Annotated in this window: 10 protein-coding genes; 9 read left to right on the forward strand and 1 reads right to left on the reverse strand. The window is 59.7% G+C overall.

Annotated elements, in window-relative coordinates; translation table 11 throughout:
* Positions 1-191: 191 nt before the first annotated feature.
* From QKB66_RS05840 to QKB66_RS05880, 9 genes are all read left to right on the forward strand, one after another.
* Entirely contained in the window at positions 192-803 is a 612-nt protein-coding gene (locus QKB66_RS05840; protein ID WP_239299212.1) for a hypothetical protein, read from the forward strand.
* Complete coding sequence (locus QKB66_RS05845; RefSeq protein ID WP_414252899.1) at positions 803-3,712, forward strand: vWA domain-containing protein; 2,910 nt, start codon at positions 803-805, stop codon at positions 3,710-3,712. The genes QKB66_RS05840 and QKB66_RS05845 overlap by 1 nt, the downstream gene beginning before the upstream one ends.
* Before the next feature lie 72 nt (positions 3,713-3,784).
* A complete protein-coding gene (locus QKB66_RS05850; protein WP_414252900.1) occupies positions 3,785-7,456 on the forward strand; it encodes a tubulin-like doman-containing protein in 3,672 nt (1,223 codons plus the stop codon).
* Positions 7,456-10,317, forward strand: a complete 2,862-nt coding sequence (locus QKB66_RS05855) for a hypothetical protein (protein WP_248093310.1) — start codon at positions 7,456-7,458, stop codon at positions 10,315-10,317. The genes QKB66_RS05850 and QKB66_RS05855 overlap by 1 nt, the downstream gene beginning before the upstream one ends.
* A gap of 14 nt (positions 10,318-10,331) precedes the next feature.
* Positions 10,332-12,608: a hypothetical protein gene (locus QKB66_RS05860; protein WP_414252901.1), complete on the forward strand. Its 2,277-nt coding sequence runs from the start codon at positions 10,332-10,334 to the stop codon at positions 12,606-12,608.
* Entirely contained in the window at positions 12,608-14,155 is a 1,548-nt protein-coding gene (locus QKB66_RS05865) for a hypothetical protein (RefSeq protein ID WP_414252902.1), read from the forward strand. Before QKB66_RS05860 ends, QKB66_RS05865 begins: the two co-directional genes overlap by 1 nt.
* Before the next feature lie 5 nt (positions 14,156-14,160).
* Positions 14,161-15,120, forward strand: a complete 960-nt coding sequence (locus QKB66_RS05870) for a hypothetical protein (RefSeq protein ID WP_061920080.1) — start codon at positions 14,161-14,163, stop codon at positions 15,118-15,120.
* Positions 15,120-16,133, forward strand: a complete 1,014-nt coding sequence (locus QKB66_RS05875; protein ID WP_061920082.1) for a TRAFAC clade GTPase domain-containing protein — start codon at positions 15,120-15,122, stop codon at positions 16,131-16,133. Before QKB66_RS05870 ends, QKB66_RS05875 begins: the two co-directional genes overlap by 1 nt.
* A complete protein-coding gene (locus QKB66_RS05880; RefSeq protein ID WP_414252903.1) occupies positions 16,130-16,660 on the forward strand; it encodes a hypothetical protein in 531 nt (176 codons plus the stop codon). Before QKB66_RS05875 ends, QKB66_RS05880 begins: the two co-directional genes overlap by 4 nt.
* Here QKB66_RS05880 and QKB66_RS05885 read toward each other — a convergent pair.
* On the reverse strand, positions 16,647-18,056 hold the full coding sequence (locus QKB66_RS05885; protein WP_414252904.1) for a hypothetical protein: 1,410 nt from the start codon (positions 18,054-18,056) through the stop codon (positions 16,647-16,649). The two genes, QKB66_RS05880 and QKB66_RS05885, sit on opposite strands and share 14 nt — an antisense overlap.
* Positions 18,057-18,078 lie beyond the last annotated feature (22 nt).

Genomic DNA, 18,078 nt, shown 5'->3' on the forward strand with positions numbered 1-18,078 from the left:
TATGTGCAGTTGAATCCGGCTTTATTGATGTGGCGCTGGGGTAGTGGAGGGTAAATCCCAAGGAAGAGGCGAAATGAGGCCTTAAGTATGGCATTCTTTTGCTTGCAGCACTTGTGCCTATTTTGTTCCCTTTGGTTTCCCTGGCTGCTCTCTTGGCTGGGGGAGCGCTATTTGAGAAAAGGTCATTAGTTATGACATTTGGTTCGCCTGGCTCATCGCCCCAGTTTGGCGGTCCGCGCCCCGGAGCGGGTAGCGGGCCCAACAGTGGCCCCAATAATGGCCCTAACAATGCAGCCGGCCCGAGGTTCGGATTCCCAAGTTCCCCTAGCTTCGGTTCGCCGAATCAACCAGGAGGAAGCGCGCCGTCGTTTGGCGCAGCTGGCCCCGCGCAAGGTGGCGGCCAGGGCTTTGGCGCACCGGGCGGGCAGCCCAGCGCGCCGCGTAGCTCGCGCCCAGCCACTCCAGCCGCACCCACCAAGGGGCCGTGGCCTTTGCTCATCGCCGCTGGTGTGGCCGCCATTTTGTCTGCAATCGTCGTGATTGCTGCGCCGTTGGTTTCCACTGCGACCCAAGGCCTCTTCTTTGGACTGGCAATTACCGGTTGGGTGTTTGCAGGCATCGTCGCCTTCGTGCTCCTTGGCCTGTACACCCTGCAAAACACCAGGCGTCAAGCAGAGAGCTTCTACATTGAGGACACGCGCCAGACGCTGGTCTACCGTCTCGTCATGATCGGCGGCTTCTTGCTTGTGATCGCTTCCGCGGTGGAGATCGCCTTCTACGTAGGAAAGGTGATGGGCGCCTAATGCGAAAACTAAATCGTCTCCTCGCTCTTAGCAGCGCTGCACTGTTGTGCGGTTTCGCAGGTTCCTTGGGAGCTTCCGCGCAAGATGCGCCAGCGCCTGCTCCGGCGCCTGAGGCGGCTCCGCCGGCAGAACAAGCCCCACCAGAACAAGCTCCACAGGCCTCCGAAAGCAGCCTCTCTGAAGCCTCACAGAAGAACCTCGCGGACTTCAGCTCATGTATCGCGGATAAGAAGTCCGCGGACCTCTTGTTCGTGCTCGACCAGTCGCAGTCGCTCATCGGTTATGAAGGCGAACCCGCCACCGATGGCTCCCACTTCCGTGTTGATGCCACCAAGGACATCGTCAATCAGCTGGCCAACCTAGGCAAGGACGCCGGCGCGGATATCAATGTCAAGCTTGCCGGTTTCGGCTCCGGCTATTACTCCGAGGCCGGCGAGTACGGCGGCTGGACCAATGTTTCCGGAAACGCCGGCGCTTTGGACAAGGAGATTGACGCTTTCCGTAACAAGGAGCGCACCTCCGATCTGGAAACCGACTACGGTTTGGCCTACTCGGGCGCGCTCAAGGAATTCGGCGATCATGATGGCAGCGATTGCCGCGCTATTGTCTTTTTCACCGACGGCGCCTACGTAGGCGTTGAGACTGGCAAGGACAACGCAGCAGCCCGCAACATTTTGTGCACCCCGGATTCCACGGTGTCCGCATTCCGCCAATCCAATATCCGCCTCTTCAACGTCGGCCTTGTACCGGAGCGCGATGCGAAGGAGCAGACGGAGCTTCTCACCGATTTGGCTGAAGGCGAGGGCTGTGGCCAGGGCGAACCGAACGGTGCTTTCTTCAACGGCGGTGAGGATCCCGCCGCATTGTTTGCGGCTTTCCGTAACCTCATTCCTACCTCCGGTGGCTTGAACAAGGAAGGCACTTTCACCGAGCAATTCGATTTCTTCCTGGATAACTCGGTCGACCCGGTCCGCTTGTCCGCGGTTCCGAAGACCAGCGTGGAAGAAGGCAAGATCATCCCGACCCTCACCGGTCCTGATGGGCAAACGGTAGAGCTGAAGCCGGATACCAAGAAGGTCGCCGGCGCCGACGTGGAGATCACCACCAATGACCGCCTACCGGGCATGGTCGACGTCGCAATGAAGAAGGGCGGCGAAGGCTGGGCCGGCAAGTGGACCTTTGGCTACAAGCTGGAGGGCGGCGCCGAGGGCGAGTACCAAGCATCCATGGTGATGATTCCGGGGCTGAACCTCAACCTGCAGCGCGAAAACGGTGAGAAGCTAAGCGGCGGCATCAACTCCGACCAAGTTATTAAGGCACAGCTTGTCGACGGCGGCGGTCAGCCGCGCAAGCTCGAAGGCCAAGGCACACTGCGCGCGGAGTTCGTTCCCGAAGAGGGCGAGCCAGTAACGCTGCTCGAAAACGCCCCGATCGTGGACGGCAACGCGGTGGATATCCCGTTGGACAAGGTCGAAAACGTTGCCGCGGGCAAGCTGATGACCAGCGTGGACATCACCACGAAGGGCGTCGATAATCAGCCGGGCTCCAAGCTCAACCCCATCAAGAGCGAAACCCCGCTGACGATTACCCCGGTCAACATGCCTTCCGTTGGCTCGGCACAGGTGGTGTCGATGACGGAAAAGGAAGTCACCGTTGATGTTCCGGTAACGGGCCCAGGCAAGGTGTGGCTGGCGGAGCAAAGCTTAGGCGCTGACGAGGCCACGCTGCCACAGGGTGTTGATGCGCTCAAGGTTACGTCCAAGCACGATTCCGCCGACAACGCGCTTGAGCTGGACAAAGGCGAAGAGGCGACGCTGCCTGTGACCCTTTCTGCCGAAAACATGGAAGACGGCGCATTGGCTTTGAAGCCAGAGCTGAGCTTGCAGTCTGCGGAAGATAACCAGGAAGCGCAGCTGCCTTTGCAACTCAAGGGCTCGATGACCACGCCTTTGAGCAAGAGCGCTTTCGGCCTTGCCTTCGTGCTGGCGGTCCTCTTGGGCCTTTTGATTCCGCTGGCAGTTCTTTACTTCATGAAGTGGTTCTCCGGCCGCATCCCTGAGTCCCCGCGTATGTTCGCGAAGACGATTCCGGTTAAGAAGGAAGGCACGAGCCTCATCCGCACGGATACCGGCAAGCCTTTCGCGGTCTCCAAGGAGGAGTTCCAGGGCGCAGTGCCTGTCGACGCCGCGCCGCGCCGGGCAAACCTGGGCCTGTACGAGGCGAAGGTAAAGATGGGCCTTAGCCCATTTACCGCGGCCCATGTGGAAGTTGAAAAGGATGGCTCCATCTCCGGCAAGGGCAAGCAGTCCGGCGGCCGCGCAATCCTGCCGCTGGCAGTTCAGAACAACTGGTTCTTCGTGGGCAACCCGAATGACAAGGACCGCGGCGAAATCGTCTTGACCATCGACACGATGGCGCATGCCGAAAAGTACGACGAGCTTTCCGAGGAGATCAACCGCTCCGCACCGGTGCTCTTCGAGCAGGTGCAGTTCCCAGCGCCGAAAGAGCCGAAGGCGCCAAAGGGCCCGAAGGGCGAGCAAGGCGCACAAGGCGCACAGGCACCGCAGAACGCGCCGGGTGCTAACGCTCCAGTGCAGCAGTTCCCGGGACAGCCGGGCCAGCCAGGTCAGCAGCGTGGCTTCGGTCAGCCAGGTCAACAGGGCGGCTTCGGCCAGCCGGGCCAGGCGCCGCGCCCGAACCCGCAGCAAGGTGGCTTCAGCCAGCCAGGTGGCCAAGGTGGCTTCGGTCAACCAGGTCAGCAGGGAGGTTTTGGCCAACCGGGTAACCAAGGCGGCCAGCCAGGCGGCTTTGGGCAACCGGGCGGCCAGGGCGGCTTCGGCCAGCCGGGAAACGGACCACGCGGCAACAACGGAGGATGGCCGCAGGGCCCTTCCTTCGGAAACAACTAGCCCGAACCATAACGCAAGCAGAACACACAAGTTGAACACTTAAAGAGACATCCCGAAAGGTATTAAGAGCAGATGAAGAAGTTCCTCGTAGTTGGCTGCGGTGGCTCCGGCGCCAAGACCTTGGCCTTTATCATGGACCAGCTCAAGGCGGAGCTGCGCACCATCGATCCAGACATCACCGAACTGCCCAAGGCGTGGCAGTTTGTGAACATCGATGTTCCCCTCGAAGAGGAGGCCGGCCCGCAGAAGCTGCCGAACGTTACCCAAAGCGGCGGTCAGTATGTGGGTATCGGCTCACGCCAGCATTACAACCAGTTCGATGCTGGTATCTCTGAAACGTTGGGCCGCTCTGGCAAGCTTGGTGAGATCGCCACGTGGGCTTCGCGTACGCCGCAATCGAATGACACGAAGCTTGCCGACGGCGCCGGCCAGTACCGCGCCATCGGCCGCATCCTGACTTTGCGCCACCTGAAGGACATCCGCAACGCATTGAACGCGGCGGTGTCTGAGATGTTTACCCAGGAAGCTATCCAGGAGCTCAACGAGCTCAATTACAAGCAGTCAAAGAAGCGCACCGATACTGGTTCCTCCGCGCCGGTTGTGCTGGTTGTTTCCTCCATGGCAGGCGGCGCAGGCGCTTCGATGTTCCTGGATGTCTGCCGCGTTCTGACCACCATCAAGAATCTCGATCCGACCAGCACGCTGGTCTTCATGTACACCCCGGAGATCTTCTCCGACAACAAGGCAGAGGACATGGCCGGCGCATGGCCCAACTCCCTGGCCATGTTCGGCGAGGTCGTTGCATCCCAGATGGGTAACTCCACCGCGCATGACCGCGCCATCTTCGAGGCCTTTGACATGGGCACCCCGCCAGAGGGCCCGACTTTCGGCCGAATCTTTCCCATCGGTTCCAAGATGGGCACCACCGGCTCCCGCTTTGGCGATGGCTCCGCGATGCCGATCTACCGCGGCCTGGGCCGCGCGCTGGCCGGTTTGATGGCCTCGACCCGTGCGTCTGACAACCTGGTCTCTTATGCGTTGACCAACACTCCTTCCGGTGATGGCGGCCGCCGTTTCTTTGGCTGGGACCGCGATCAATCGCAGGGCGGTACCCCGTGGGCCCGCCTGCCGTGGGGTTCGCTGGGTTATGCGCAGATTTCCATGGGCCGCGATCGCTTCGCCGAGTATTCCGCGCAGCGCCTTGCCCGCAGCTCCTTTGAGCGCCTGCTCAACGGACACCTCGATAAGGCCAATCCAGAGGCCGGCGAGATGCAGATTGCAAAGCGCCTTGATGAACGCCTGCCGGGCCGCTTCCAAGACATGATGTTGGATCCGAGCTGGGCGATGGGCGGACCTATCGATCCGAACTCCGCGTATAACTGGCTGAACACCGTATTCGGCGGCATGGGCCAGCCAGCTGCCGAAAACGCAGCGCGCAGCCTGCGTAACTTCATCCCGGTAGGGGAAGGGCGCAACGTTAACGAGTGGCGCGCAGAGCTCATGCAGAACCTGAGCGATCCACAGAACCAGCAGTACATCGCGGGAATGCTCCAACAGGCAGCGTATGACACCACCTATCGTTTCGCTAACTTCTTCTCCGACAAGGTCTTGAGCACGGTCGAGGGCGAGTTGGCGGCAGTGGGCCTGCCTTATGTTCGCGAGATGCTCGATCGCGTCAAGGACGTCTTGGCCAGCGGCGACCGCCTGCAGCCGCAGCTTAATGAGTTCTCTAATTCCTTCCAGAACTTCGCCGTGCTTGCGCTTCCGCAAGGCGCGGAGCCGATCCTTAGCCCGCTGACCGGCAAGGGCCAGATGACGGATCCAACGCCGACTGTCAACGCTCTACTGGGCCTTTATCACCAGCAGTTCTACCACTACTTCCTGTTGGCTACGGCGCATATTCTGCAGGACGTTCTGCAGGATTACGTCGACGAGAACCTCTTCCATCTGCAGCGTGAGCTTGGCGACGCCCATGAGGTGCTCGAGAAGGCGGCACAGTCACGCCCGGAGACCAACAAGCTGGCAGACGTTCGCACCAACGAGGTCAACGCCTGGCCGGAGGAAGTAGACGAGGTCGTTGAGTCTCGCTTCAAGGGCGCGGAAAACGAAATCATGTTGACCGACGTCAACGCGTTTATCACCGACTACCAAACCCAGATGTTGCGCACCATTCAGGGCCAGCAGTCCACTGCCGATGTGCAACATTACGATCAGGCTTATCCATTCGCGGTGCGTGCGGTCATTCGCGGCGAGTGGGATTCGCTAGATGCCAACAAGGCACCGCGGGATACGCTGGCGCCGCAGAAGCGCACCAACGATGAATACAGCAACCGTGCAGGTTGGGTATCCAAGCACCTGTCGCAGCATCCGCAGACCGGGGAGCGTCGCGAGTCCCAGCGCGCACAGTACCGTTCGCGCATCCGCCCGGCAGATCTGCTGGAGCGCTCCCGTGCGTGGATTAACCGCCGCGACTATGAGTTCTACAAGTTCAACTCCGTGGATTTGCGCAGCTACCTGACGCTGACCCCGGATATCAACGAGGTGGAGCACTCCCAGCGCATTGACCGCTTCGTCAGCGCCTTCCAGATGGCGCTGAGCTACGCCCGCCCGTTGGCTGCCGTGTCCAGCGACATGGTCCAGCGCATCCACGGCAAGGACGTGCAGTACACCTACTCCTTCTCTGATATTCCTTTCGAGGCTTTGGGCAGCGAAGAAACCGGCATCGTTCCACGCCTGGGCGAGCTGCTTGCTACGCCTTCTATTGACGAGCCATCGCAGGTGGCGTTGCGTAACTCGCTGAACATGTCCGAGCAGGTACAGCACATCGAGATCTTCGGTTCCTACCCGAACTACTCGCCGATCGTATTTTCTTCCATGTTCGGCTACATCGCCGAGGACATCGATAAGCAAGAAAACTTCGATGGTTCCTACTGGTCGGAGCGTCGTACCCGTCCGCTCGCGGCGGCTCTGCCGCTGACTGAGACCGAGCGTCAGGCCATGGTGGCAGGTTGGATCATCGGCCGCATTACCGGCCGGATCCACATCTCCAACCCGGATTCCGATAACGCCGCGGCACATATCTACGACGACACCGCCAATGGCGTAGGCGATTGGGTACCTTTCCCGAACCCGATGCTGATTTCCCCGCGCCGCATGGTTAAGAAGTCCGACTGGATGTCTTCCGTGCTTGAGTCCATCTTCATCGCGTACGCGAGGGTACAAAAGAACGGCGCATACGGCTTTGCCTCTTCCTTGTACCCGTACCAGTTGCTGCGCGGGCTTTACGACGACGGCCAGGACTTTGCGCACTCTGGTGCTTCGACGCACCCACTGGTCCACCGTCTGGCGGCCTTCCTGCGTGATGGCACCGTGCCGGGCCGCGGCGTCGTCGGCTCCAGCATCCAGGATCGTTATGAATCCTTCGTTGCGGAGCTCGATAAGTTCGTCCGCGGCGCAGATCACTTCATTCCGGGTGGAATGAATTCTCTGCCGGGCCAAGGCATGGATGACAAGCCATTTGCAAACATTCGCCGCCGCGACGTCGCCTCCGCTACGCCGTACTACCGCGACCTGGCGCCGGACGTCGTCGTCATGGCGCAGCGCATCCGCGATCTGCTGGGCCAGGCAAAGACCGTCGCTGAAACACCCGTTACTTTCGAGGCTCCCGCGAGCCGGGATTCTTCCAGCCAGACCCCGCGCTTTGAGCCTGAATTCAACCTCACCGACTTGGATGACACCTTCTAATGACTAACGTACTGTTCTTTGGACACGGCGCCACGGCCGATGAGATTCGTTCCCGCCTTTTCGACCTGCGAGCTGTTGGCTTGCTGCAGAACTTCATGTGGGTGGACTACACCCAACCGACGTCGGCAGCCGCAGTACGCTTCTTCGACGCCGAGGGAAACCCACGTATTGCCACTCTCGATGAGTCTCTGCGCAACCACGAAGGCGATATGCTCCTCGTGGTCATCGATACGCTGGATGAAAGTGATTCCTTGCAGCCAGACGCTTTGTCGCGGTGGGCGGCGGCCGTGGATTCGCGCATCGTCCAGGCCTCGAACCAGCGCGTTCGCCTGTTGCTGACCACCTTGCCTTTGCAGCCGGCACACATTGAGCCGCTGCAGGTGTGGGAGAACCTGGTGCTTTCCCCAGAAGAGGGCGGCACTCCTTCCGCTTCGCATATTCGCCCCATCATGCGCAGCGAAGATGGCTTTGCCTTGGCACAGTTCGCAGCTCCTGCCGTGGCATCCATCTTCGGCCTGTGGCGCGGAATGCCGGAGGCAGCTGTATTCGAGGCCGAGTCGGGCCGGCTGATGGAAACCGGAAATTGGGAAAACTTCCGCCTCGTGCGTGCTTTCCACCGCACTATCGATGCCAGCGAGGTCGAAAATGAGGTCAAGGACCGAGTATTCAATCCGAATAATCGCCTGCCGCGTACCCGCGTGAATAACACCAGCTACACCGAGCACGCTACCGATCCGAACGCGCTTACGCAGCACTACGCGGATACCCTCTTTCACGCTTTTGGTGGCAGCCTGATTTCCCAGGAAATCCCGCTGGAGACCCCGAAGACGCAGAAGATCGGCGCGTGGGCTGCGCTGCGCGATAACCTGCGCCTGTACTGGGCAACCGTCATCGGCAAGCCGCAGGATTGGGTCAACGACCGTCGCGGTGCCGTAAACAGCGCAACCGCCTCGTTCCTGCAGAATCTTCTCTATGGCCGCAATTCCAACATGGAGGTGGTTTTGGATGGCCATTCCGGCAAGAGCGAGAATGCTGTATCCATCGCACAGATGCAGCAGAAGAATAACCGGACGCTGAATGAAGCCCAGAAGGTCCAATTCGACGTTGGTGATACCCCGCAGCTGGCTGGCATGTGGGAGGCCTATCATGACTTTGCGCTGGGTTTGGTCGATGGCCAGTGGAAGGAAAACGCTAACTTCACCCCGCCGAAGGGCAATAACCAGGACGTGCTCATTGTCCAGCACGGCAAGCAGTCCGTGCCCGATGTCCGCCAATCCTTCCGCGGTTTCCACCCACTGATGAACCGCACGGTGGGCTATGAAAACGAGGCGCAAGCAACGATTGCACCTTTCGATCCACTCGCTGCGGAGAAGTTCGCGGCTGACCTGGAGTGGACTAGCCAGAGCACACAAAACACTGAGATCAACCGTAAAAAGCAGCAATTCGCGGCATGGCGTAACCAGCACCAGGAAACCTTCGCATGGAAGGTCGGCTCTGGTTTGGCCGCAAGCCTGCACTCCGCGCGCCAGCGCGAGGCACACTTCGAGGACGTCGCCCGCCAGCTCAGCGAGGAAGCCAAGGGCTTTGCCGAGCGTGACTTTAACGCCGAAAATCGCAAGCTGACCACCAAGCTGCGTGCCATGTGGGGCGTGCTAGGCGCGATTTTGCTCGTGCTCATTTACCTGTGCATCTCGCACTACAACAGCGACTTGCGGATCTGGGATTCCATGCCCACCCTGGACTGGAAGTGGACCACCTTCGGCGTCATTGTTTCCATCGCCTTGTTCCTGGTTTGTTCTTGGCTTGCCTTCACCAAGGCGCAGCGCGAAATCTACGATTACGTACAAAGACAAAAGCTCAACCGCCAGAACCAGGAGATTGCCGCGCGCAACATCGTGCTCGCAGCGGGAGACATCGACCGCAACATCAATGCATACGGTCAGTTCCTGAGCTGGTCTTCAGTTCTGGGTCGCGCAATCTATGCGCCATTCGGCTTGAAGTCCACCACCAGTGACCACCTGCGCACCCCGGAATCCGGCTTGCCGGATAACGCGCGCATCGGCAAGGCAAAGGTCTCCGACGATGAAACCAGCCGCATGGCCGAAGGAATTCGTTCCCACGTCTTCTCTGAGGGCTGGGCTCATAAGTCTTTGCGAGGGCTCGTGGATTACATGAATTCTGTCTTCGAGCGTCACCAGGTGGGCAACGGCTCTATCCAGCCGAGCGCCATGTGGGGCATGCGCGGCCAGTATTCGAAGTCGCCGCTGGACATGATTGCTCGCAACCTGGATCACCCGGCGATGGTGGATCGAGATTTGAAGCCGCAGGTCTGGCACAGTGCGATTACCAATCCACAAATGACGGGCAGCATGCAGCAGTTCCTGTCCTCGGTGACCTTCTTGGACGATAACCGCAGGCAGGAGCAATCCACCCAGCAGTTCATGGCGGGCATGAGCGAAGAAAAGGGCGCTATGCAGGCCTTCAGCAATGAATCGCTGACCACGTTGGGCGCCTCCGATGGATACACCGAGATCGATCCTTCCCGCACCCGCATCATCGAGGTCGATAGCAATACCGCGCTAACCAGCCAGCTTTCGCGTTCTTTGACCGTGGTGCAGTTCGGCCGCATCACCGATTTCAAATACTTGCTGCCAAAGGAAGCGCAGCCGGAGACAGAAGCTGCTTTACCTTCCTTCGCAGATGCGCTCAGTGGACTGGACGAAACCGACCACATGGACTCTTTCAACAATGCTTCGCAGGTGCAGCCGGGCCGCCACAGCGCCGGCGAGGGTTCCACCGGCTTTAGCTTTGGCCGCCACAGTCAGACGCCGTCCCTCGATGACTTGGACGAGACGTTCTAGGAGCAATCACCAAGATGACGCAATCACCCAAGATTACGGATATTCCGCTTTCGCAATTACGCCCGCTGCACGATTTGGAGCAGGTCTCAGCTGAGGACGTGCGTCGGCACATTGCGCCGCAGTACGGCGAGTTTGCAGAACAAATCGCGGCGGTATTCAACGGCAGCGCCGTTGCGCATCCGGAACTTAACGCGGCCAATCTCAACCCGCAGCCGCCTGCTCCGGAGCCCCAAGCAGCGCCCCAAGCACCGGAGCCCCACGCGGACGCTACCCTATCCTTCTCTGGAACTTCGGAGATCAAAGACATGAGTCCCCAAAAAGAAAACCCACAGCCGCCACAGTCGCCACAGCCTGGTAACAAGGACATCGACTGGGCAGCGGAGCTTGCCAAGCTCAAGGCCAAGGAGAACGTACGTACCCAGGTCAACGAGGACGATTACACCAACCTGCCGGCAGATGCATTCAGCGCGCCTTATAAGGGCAAGCAGCCAGAGGGTTGGGTAGTGCCTGAGATGCACGCTGTGGTCGAGGTCCCGGAAACCACCGATGCAGCGGCAGAAGCAGAAGAAGATCCTTATGGCTACGAGCAGCCGGCAGAGGATAATTCGGACGTCCGCCACCCGGTGCGCATTTGGTGGGAGCCGGTTTCTGCGCAGCCGGGAGAACTGGTTTTCTACCGCGTCGTTGCCGATGACCGAGAGATGATTGCCTCGCCGGAAGCAGGCGAGACATTGATGATTACCCGCGGCACCGCTTACCGCGACATGGATCCGGGTGCGGCCGGTCTGCGCCACTATGCGGTGTGGGCTTATAAGGGCGCCGATCTGGGAGAAGCGATTAGCAGCCAGCCGCTGTTTATGGGCGAGACGGCAGTAGTCTTCCCGCCGGTCAACGTCAAGGTGACCACCATCAAGGGCGCAATCCAGGTCTCTTGGGACTTGCTGGAGGGCCATGAGGCCGCCGTCGTTTATGCATGCAAGGACACCGAGCGCAACTTGCTTTCCCCGCGGTTTGAGCAGGACATCGAAAGCAGTGGGCGTAAGGCCACCATCCGTGTGCAGGAGGCGGGCCAGACCATGGTTGTCTCCTTGCTCGGCCAGGCGCAGTTCCGAGATGGCAGGTTGACCAGCTCGAATGAGACGGTAGTGCAGCATTCAGTGAAGCTGGCCAGTGAGTTGGAGAAGATGTCGCTTACGCGCTGTGAGCGGGAGAATTCCGATGGCCACGACAACATCGAGATTGAGTGGAACTCGCCGAAGACGGGCGAAGTCAAGATTTATCTGACCCCGCACGCCCCACGTCCGGAGCTGCGCACCAAGGCCATCGATAAGTCTTATGTGGAAAACGCGTTTGCCGACGCCGTGACTGAAACGCGAGGCGCAACCCCACCGGATTCCGTGCAGAACACCACGATGCCGTGGCCTTCTGATTGGTACGAGGTTTATGTCACCCCGGTCAACTTCAACGAGGCCGACGCATGGGTCGGTGAGTCGCGCGTTCTGCAGCGTGTGCTGCCCATCGGGGAGGATGAAGTGCGGCTTATCGAGCGCGTGGATAGCCAGTTGATTTCCTTCACCTGGCCGCGCGGCGCCACGATGGTGGAGTGCACGACCAACAGCGGCACTACCACGGTGCGCGAGGAGGAATACGAGTTGCAGGGCGGCATTCGCCTGAAACTTGAGCGCCACAGTGATGTCGTGCGCCTGCGCCCGTTTGCCATGTTTGCGGGCAAAAGAACTGAGGCTCGCGAACAGATCATTGAATACCCCGGCCTGCGCACGGTGACTTATGACTTCCACTATGACTTCAACACCCGGCAGCTCCGCGTTTACCTATCTAGCTTGGATATGGGCGATAGGCGCCCATTTTCTTGCCAGGTGATTTATAACCCGGTGCGCCTGCCGCTGTTTGCTGAGGATGGTGTGCCGTTGAAGCTGTCTGGCATGAACACGGACCGCTACACCAGCCAGGGCCTGCACCAGGGCACTTTTGAGCAGCCTGATTTCATCGTGGACTTAGACCAGCGAACCTGGAACGGCGGCTATGTTCGCCTGTTTGCGGTCGAAGACTTTGCTACAGGTGATTTTTCCGCGCAATCTTTCAACCCTGACTTCGGCCACGACTTCAGCTTGGGCCAGCAGGGCAGCTTCGATTCTGATTCGGCGTCGCAGTTCAATGCCACTGATAGGACGGTCGTGGTAGAAAGCGGCGTCGCCCAGCGCCTGCGCTTTGATCCACTGCCTTCCCCGCAGGATGGTGCGCAGAACTTCCAGCAAGGAGGGCAGTACTAATGGCGGGTGCTTTTAGTTTTGCATCCTTCTCGCGCGGCAACGGTCGGGCAGGTGGCTGGGGAGTAGGCGCAGTAAGTGGGGATATTTCCCAGGAGCAGCTGCAGGAGCTGGTTAGTTTTGTCCCAACGAGCTTGAACAGCGGTGCACCTATCCCGGACTTTCCTTCGGCTCAGGAGCGCGCGGAGCTGGTGCGCCGCACTGCGGTATTCACGCTGACCGAGGAGGGCGAGCAATGGGTCACCATGGTCTCCGTTCCCGCCGGTATCGACGCCACGGGCCGCGGCGGCAACGTCTTTACCTATACCGCGGTTTCAGACGGGGGAGTGCCGCCCGCACCGGCGGACGTGCTGTATTCGCCGGATGTGCCGACGCCTTTTTCCATCTTTGAAGTGGACAAGGTGGAGATCCCGGAAAAGATTTCGCGTAAAGGTCCGCTTGCGAGCGATGCGCTTATCGACGACTTCTTGGCCGGCGAATTCCGCAGCCCTGCCGCGTTGCCAACGCCCTTCAAGTCCGTAGTGCCGCATAACGACGCCGCCTATAACGCGCGCTTGGTAGAAGCGATGGCGAAGGTGCTTTCTTCGAAGAAGAAAACTCTCGTCATCCTGGTGGCGCCCGAAAACCAAGCGGCCTTTTGGGTTGCTGCCGCAGCCCGCGAGGTAGGCGAGCCGGGATTCGGATTCTCTACCTTTGAAAAGCCAGCCGCCATAGCTGAGCTTCCACTGGGCACTTCGACCATGGTGGTGGTTCCTGAGTCCGAAAAGTTGCGCCTTGCCGAGCTGACCAAGGCCCGCGCTATTCCTGGCAATCCGGTGATCTTCGAACTGGGCGAGCCACTGCCGGACTTGAGCGCCTACGAGGGCGCCGGGGTAGTAGCGTCGGCGCCGACCCCAGCTCCGGCAGTAGCAGAGCCAGAGGCTAGCTCGCCTTTTGCTGACGAACCTGCACAATCTCTGGCCGAGCCATGGGCTGAGTCGCCGGCTGCAGCTGCCGCAGACTTGTCGGCTGCGTCACAGGTAAACCCTTTCAGCGAAAGTGCGCAATCTGCGCCACGGGGCGAGGCAAACGGGGCATCGCCAAGCATCGCGCAAACGGAACCTGCACCGACCGCAGCAGCTGCAGCGGCCCCTGCGGCGCTGGGTGCGAACGCCGTCGTTCCGGGGCTTACCTCAGATGAAGTGGAACAGCTGCGAGACTTCGATCCAGCTTGGTGGATGGGTTACCTGGAGAAGCATCGGGGGCGTGCTATTCACTTTGCGCTGCTGCATCCTTCCTGCTTCCCCGAGGGAACGCGGGTCTTTGCGCTGGCGGCAGCATTGGCTTCTTGGGTGAAATATTTTCCGGCCGATTATAACTTCCTAGTTTCGCAGGCTTTGGGCGGCATCGACACGGCGTCGCTGGATCAAGCGCGTGCACTCACTATCGAAAGATTTGCGCCTGTTATCCAGCTTGAGGAACGGCGGAGTGCGGCGACTGGTGAATTAGGACGTTACTTGGGCGGGATTTTTGCAGAAATCAAACGAGCACACGGTTTCACGGAAAGTTAAAAACAATGGCTAAATACACTTTGAAAGACGGGGAATCTCGTCACCTTACAATCACTGACACCATTCGCGTCGAGGCTTTCGAAATCGGTGCGGGTGGCGCGCAGGTTGAACTCGCTATCGTGCCCGAGGGGGTGGATTACACCCGCGTAGATGACCTGCTGCTCATCGTGCATGCGGTTACACAGGATGCGACGATCCAGGTGCGCCCGAAGGGCTTCGGCACCTTTGGTTTGCGCAGCGAGATTCGTTTGAATATCAGCAACGGTGAGGACACCGTGAGCTTCCCGCGCGTGCTTATCGACGGCGCGGAAGATAGCCCCGAGCGTCTCGCCGAGCTGCAGGTTGAGGACCAGCAGCTGCGTCTTTCGGCCTTTGGTTCTTCCGAGGGTGCAGGAATCACCGATTCGGCGCGCGAGGTCCGCTCTAAGATGCGCCGCGCGGCGCTTGATGACGCTGAGCTGGCCGATGCCATCGCGGTTATCGATAGCTCTGCTTCCATGCAGGTCAATACTTCCGATGGTGCTATCGAGCTGGCGGCGAAGTACATCAATGCCCTAGCGGATTCCTTCGCGAACTTCACCGCGACCGATGGGCAGGAACGTACCGCTGGCCATACCGTAAGCGAGCTGCAGAGCTTTATCACTGGTGTTATCGATGCCGGTGCTGACCGCGTGGGGCGTCGCCAGTGGAAGGGACATGACTTACATGAATCTTCCTCGCTGTTTATCTATGTAACCGACAGCCCTACTGCCGCGATGCTAAGCGGTGAAAAGCCCGCCGTGGTGATTGTGGTTAGCCCGATTGCCGAGCAGGAAGTTGAACTCGCTCGCGCAAGTGCAGGCGAGCACCCGGTGGCATTCGTGGTGATTGACCGAGACGACGTCGATAAGCAGCGCAGCGCATTCAACAGCGATCTTGCGCGCCTATCCGATGAAGTGGCAGCGATGCTCAAGGAGGAGTACTAATGACCAGCACCGCCGCATGCCCGTGGACTTTCCGTCCACTGGAAAAGGGCGCTACCGAAAGCCCATATAACAACCGCGAGCTGTTGCCGGACTGGACGGAATCCGTGACCCACTGCGTGGCCATGGCCGGCGCGCGTAACTCCGGCAAGTCGCTGTATACCGCAGTGATGGTCAAGCAGCTCAAGCAGCTTGCGCACAAGCACGATCACTCCGTGCTGGCGGCCGATGAATCCACGGCGCAGCGCTATGCGGAAAAGTACGAAAATCCGCTCTTTAAGGAAATGCAGAGCATGGAGCCCACCCCGAGCGCCGTGGCCACCGATGCTTATCAGCGTGACCCGCTGATCTTTGATCTGGGCCGTTGGCCAGATGCCGAAGGCGTAATGCGTACCAATTATCTCGTCTTCCGCGACGTTGCCGGCGAGGACCTGGAGAACCTGCCGGAGCGGGAAGAAGACCGCGAGGCGCTGTCCTTCTTCAAGTACGCCGACCTGGTTATCTTCCTGTTTGACCCGCTGCGTGAGCGACAAATCCGGGACTACCTGCACGGACTTGTTCCGGACTTTGGTGAGCTCGGTGCCGAGCCCACGCAGGTGCTGGAAAACCTCATCACGCTGATGGGAACGGAGTGCCCGCCGCCGCTGGCAGTTACCATCTCCAAGTTCGATACGCTGCAGAAACTGGAGCATAACCCGAATACGCCGTGGGCCAAGATCATGGGCAACGCGGGCGCTGCCTTCCGCCGCGATACCGGCTGGAACTTCCACTTCGACGATTCCTACGTCCTGCACCAGGAAGTGGACTCCTTGCTGCGCTACCTGGAAGCCTTCGACCTCATCAACATGGTCGCCAACGTCAGCAAGAACGGATACCGGTACTTCGCGGTCTCCGCTCTAGGCGAGGCGCCGACAGGCCGGCACCTAGCACGCAGTGGCATCGCACCTTTCCGCGTGCTGGACCCAATCCGTACGCTGCTTAGCGGCTACGGCGTATTTGGAAAGGATGTCCAGTGACCTTCGGTACGCCCAACGGAAACCAGCAATTTGGGGTTCCTCCCCAAAGCGGTGCTGGCGGAGCACAGTTTGGTTCCCCAGCGATGCCGGTCAGTGACTACCGCTATGGGCAGGTTGCAGACCAACAGAAGGCGGCGCGCCGGGCCGCCGATATGTTCGCCTGGCGGGCGCCGTGGGCGCTACAGATCGCTGCGCTTTTTGTGCTGGGAATCTCGGCCTACATCGTCTACTACGTATTCGAGCTCGTGGCCTCCGAGCGCGTTCCCGAACACTTGAACCGCATCGAGCGCCTAGCCACTGAGCTGGGCGTGGGGCTTTCACTCGTGGTGCTCGCGCTGTGCGTGCTCATGGTCTATACGCTGCATGCCCAGCACAAAGCGCGAATCTGGCTGACGGTCATCCTTGCCATTGTGGTGTTGATGCTCGTGTTGCCACATGTCTGGCCCATTTCCTTGGCAGCAATGGTAACCATCGTGCTGCTGTGGCTACCAGGCAACAAGGAATGGTTCGGCTTTAAGCCTTCTTAGCCAATGCCGCGAGTGCCTCCTGATTGTTCGCCGTATTAAACAGCTCATAGGCCACGCGGTACTTCTCACGTGCGGTGACAGTATCGTTCGCGGAGGTATAGCGATCCCCCAAGAGCTCAACGACTTCAGCCAAGGCGTTGAAATCTAGGGGGCTGCGCGCCGAGGCGATGGGGTGGCGGCTTAGAAAGTCCATCAGGACCTGGGTGGACTTAAACATGTTTTCTGCCTCCGTGCGCAGCGTCTCGGAGAACAAGACGGTCCAGCGTGCGGCGATGGGCAGCTCCGTGTACTTGAGTGCGTTGACGTACCGTGAAGCCAAGATGTCGTGCGCTTCATCGCGGTCATTGTCGATGAGGAAGACCTCGACCTTGCGCAGCAGCATTTCTAGCTCGCGGGCTTCATTGCCGTTGCGGGAGTATTCCTTAGCCGCAAGGCCGTAGAAATCAGCTGCGGTTTCGCCCGTGGTATCGGTATTGTTTCCGGCCGCATCAGCGTAAAAGCGTGCCAGCATTCCCGCAGGCAGCGTGGCATATTCGGGGCTGAGGTGGTACTTGCGCAGGATCTCGTTGCTCTTGTTCGCCACGTGGCTGCGCGTCGCAAAGGAAGGGCACGCCCACAGCGCGCCGACAGCGGATTCGAGGAGGATAGACAGCGCCTTCGCGAGGGCGGAGTTTGGGTTCGGCACCGCGCTGACCGGGGAAGCCGGAAGCGAGTCTTCCTCGCTGAACGCAGCGAGCTGGACTTGGCGGTTGATGTCGACGAATTCCTCGCTGTGCTCTTTGACGTTCTCACGCTTGGCAATCTCGAGGCGGTCACGCAGCTCGTTTAGCTGCTCTTCGAGGGTGCCGGTTCGCTCGCGCTCTTCCGGTTCTTCTGGCTCTAGCTCTGCTGTTTCTTCTGCTTCGGCTGCTTGTGCTTGCTGGGCGGCTAATGCTTCCTCGGCGGCGCGCTCTTGCTCGGCGATGTTCTGCAGCTTTATCAGTTGGGCGTCGTCTCCTGCCTGGGCAGCTTTCTTGGCGTATGCCCATGCCTTCTCGGAGTCTTGCAGAGCATCGTAGTAAAGGGACGCGAGCCTAAAGCCGCGGCTGGTGATGGCCGGATTACCAGCTAAGGCGCCGAGGCTTGCGATGTGCAGCGCGGACTGGGCCGCTGCGGGAGAGGACGGGTCCTGCCAGATAAGCAGGAGCATGAATGCATTGAGCAGGTCAGCGGTAGGCGCTACGTCCTCAGCTGAGCCCACGAATTTATCGTCACCGATGACTTGGCTTAAAAGTGCGCCGATTTCCTTTAATTCCGCTGCGGGAAAAGCGGTGTCGTTGTCGTAGCTTTTCGCAATATCCAAAAGCGCGGTGGCACGTTGAGCATCGAGAATAGGGTAAGTCACATCGGTAGGCATGGGGCAGATTTTAGTGCAGGAA

The sequence above is a fragment of the Corynebacterium sp. c25Ua_89 genome (assembly GCF_047459735.1).
Taxonomy (GTDB): Bacteria; Actinomycetota; Actinomycetes; order Mycobacteriales; family Mycobacteriaceae; genus Corynebacterium; species Corynebacterium simulans.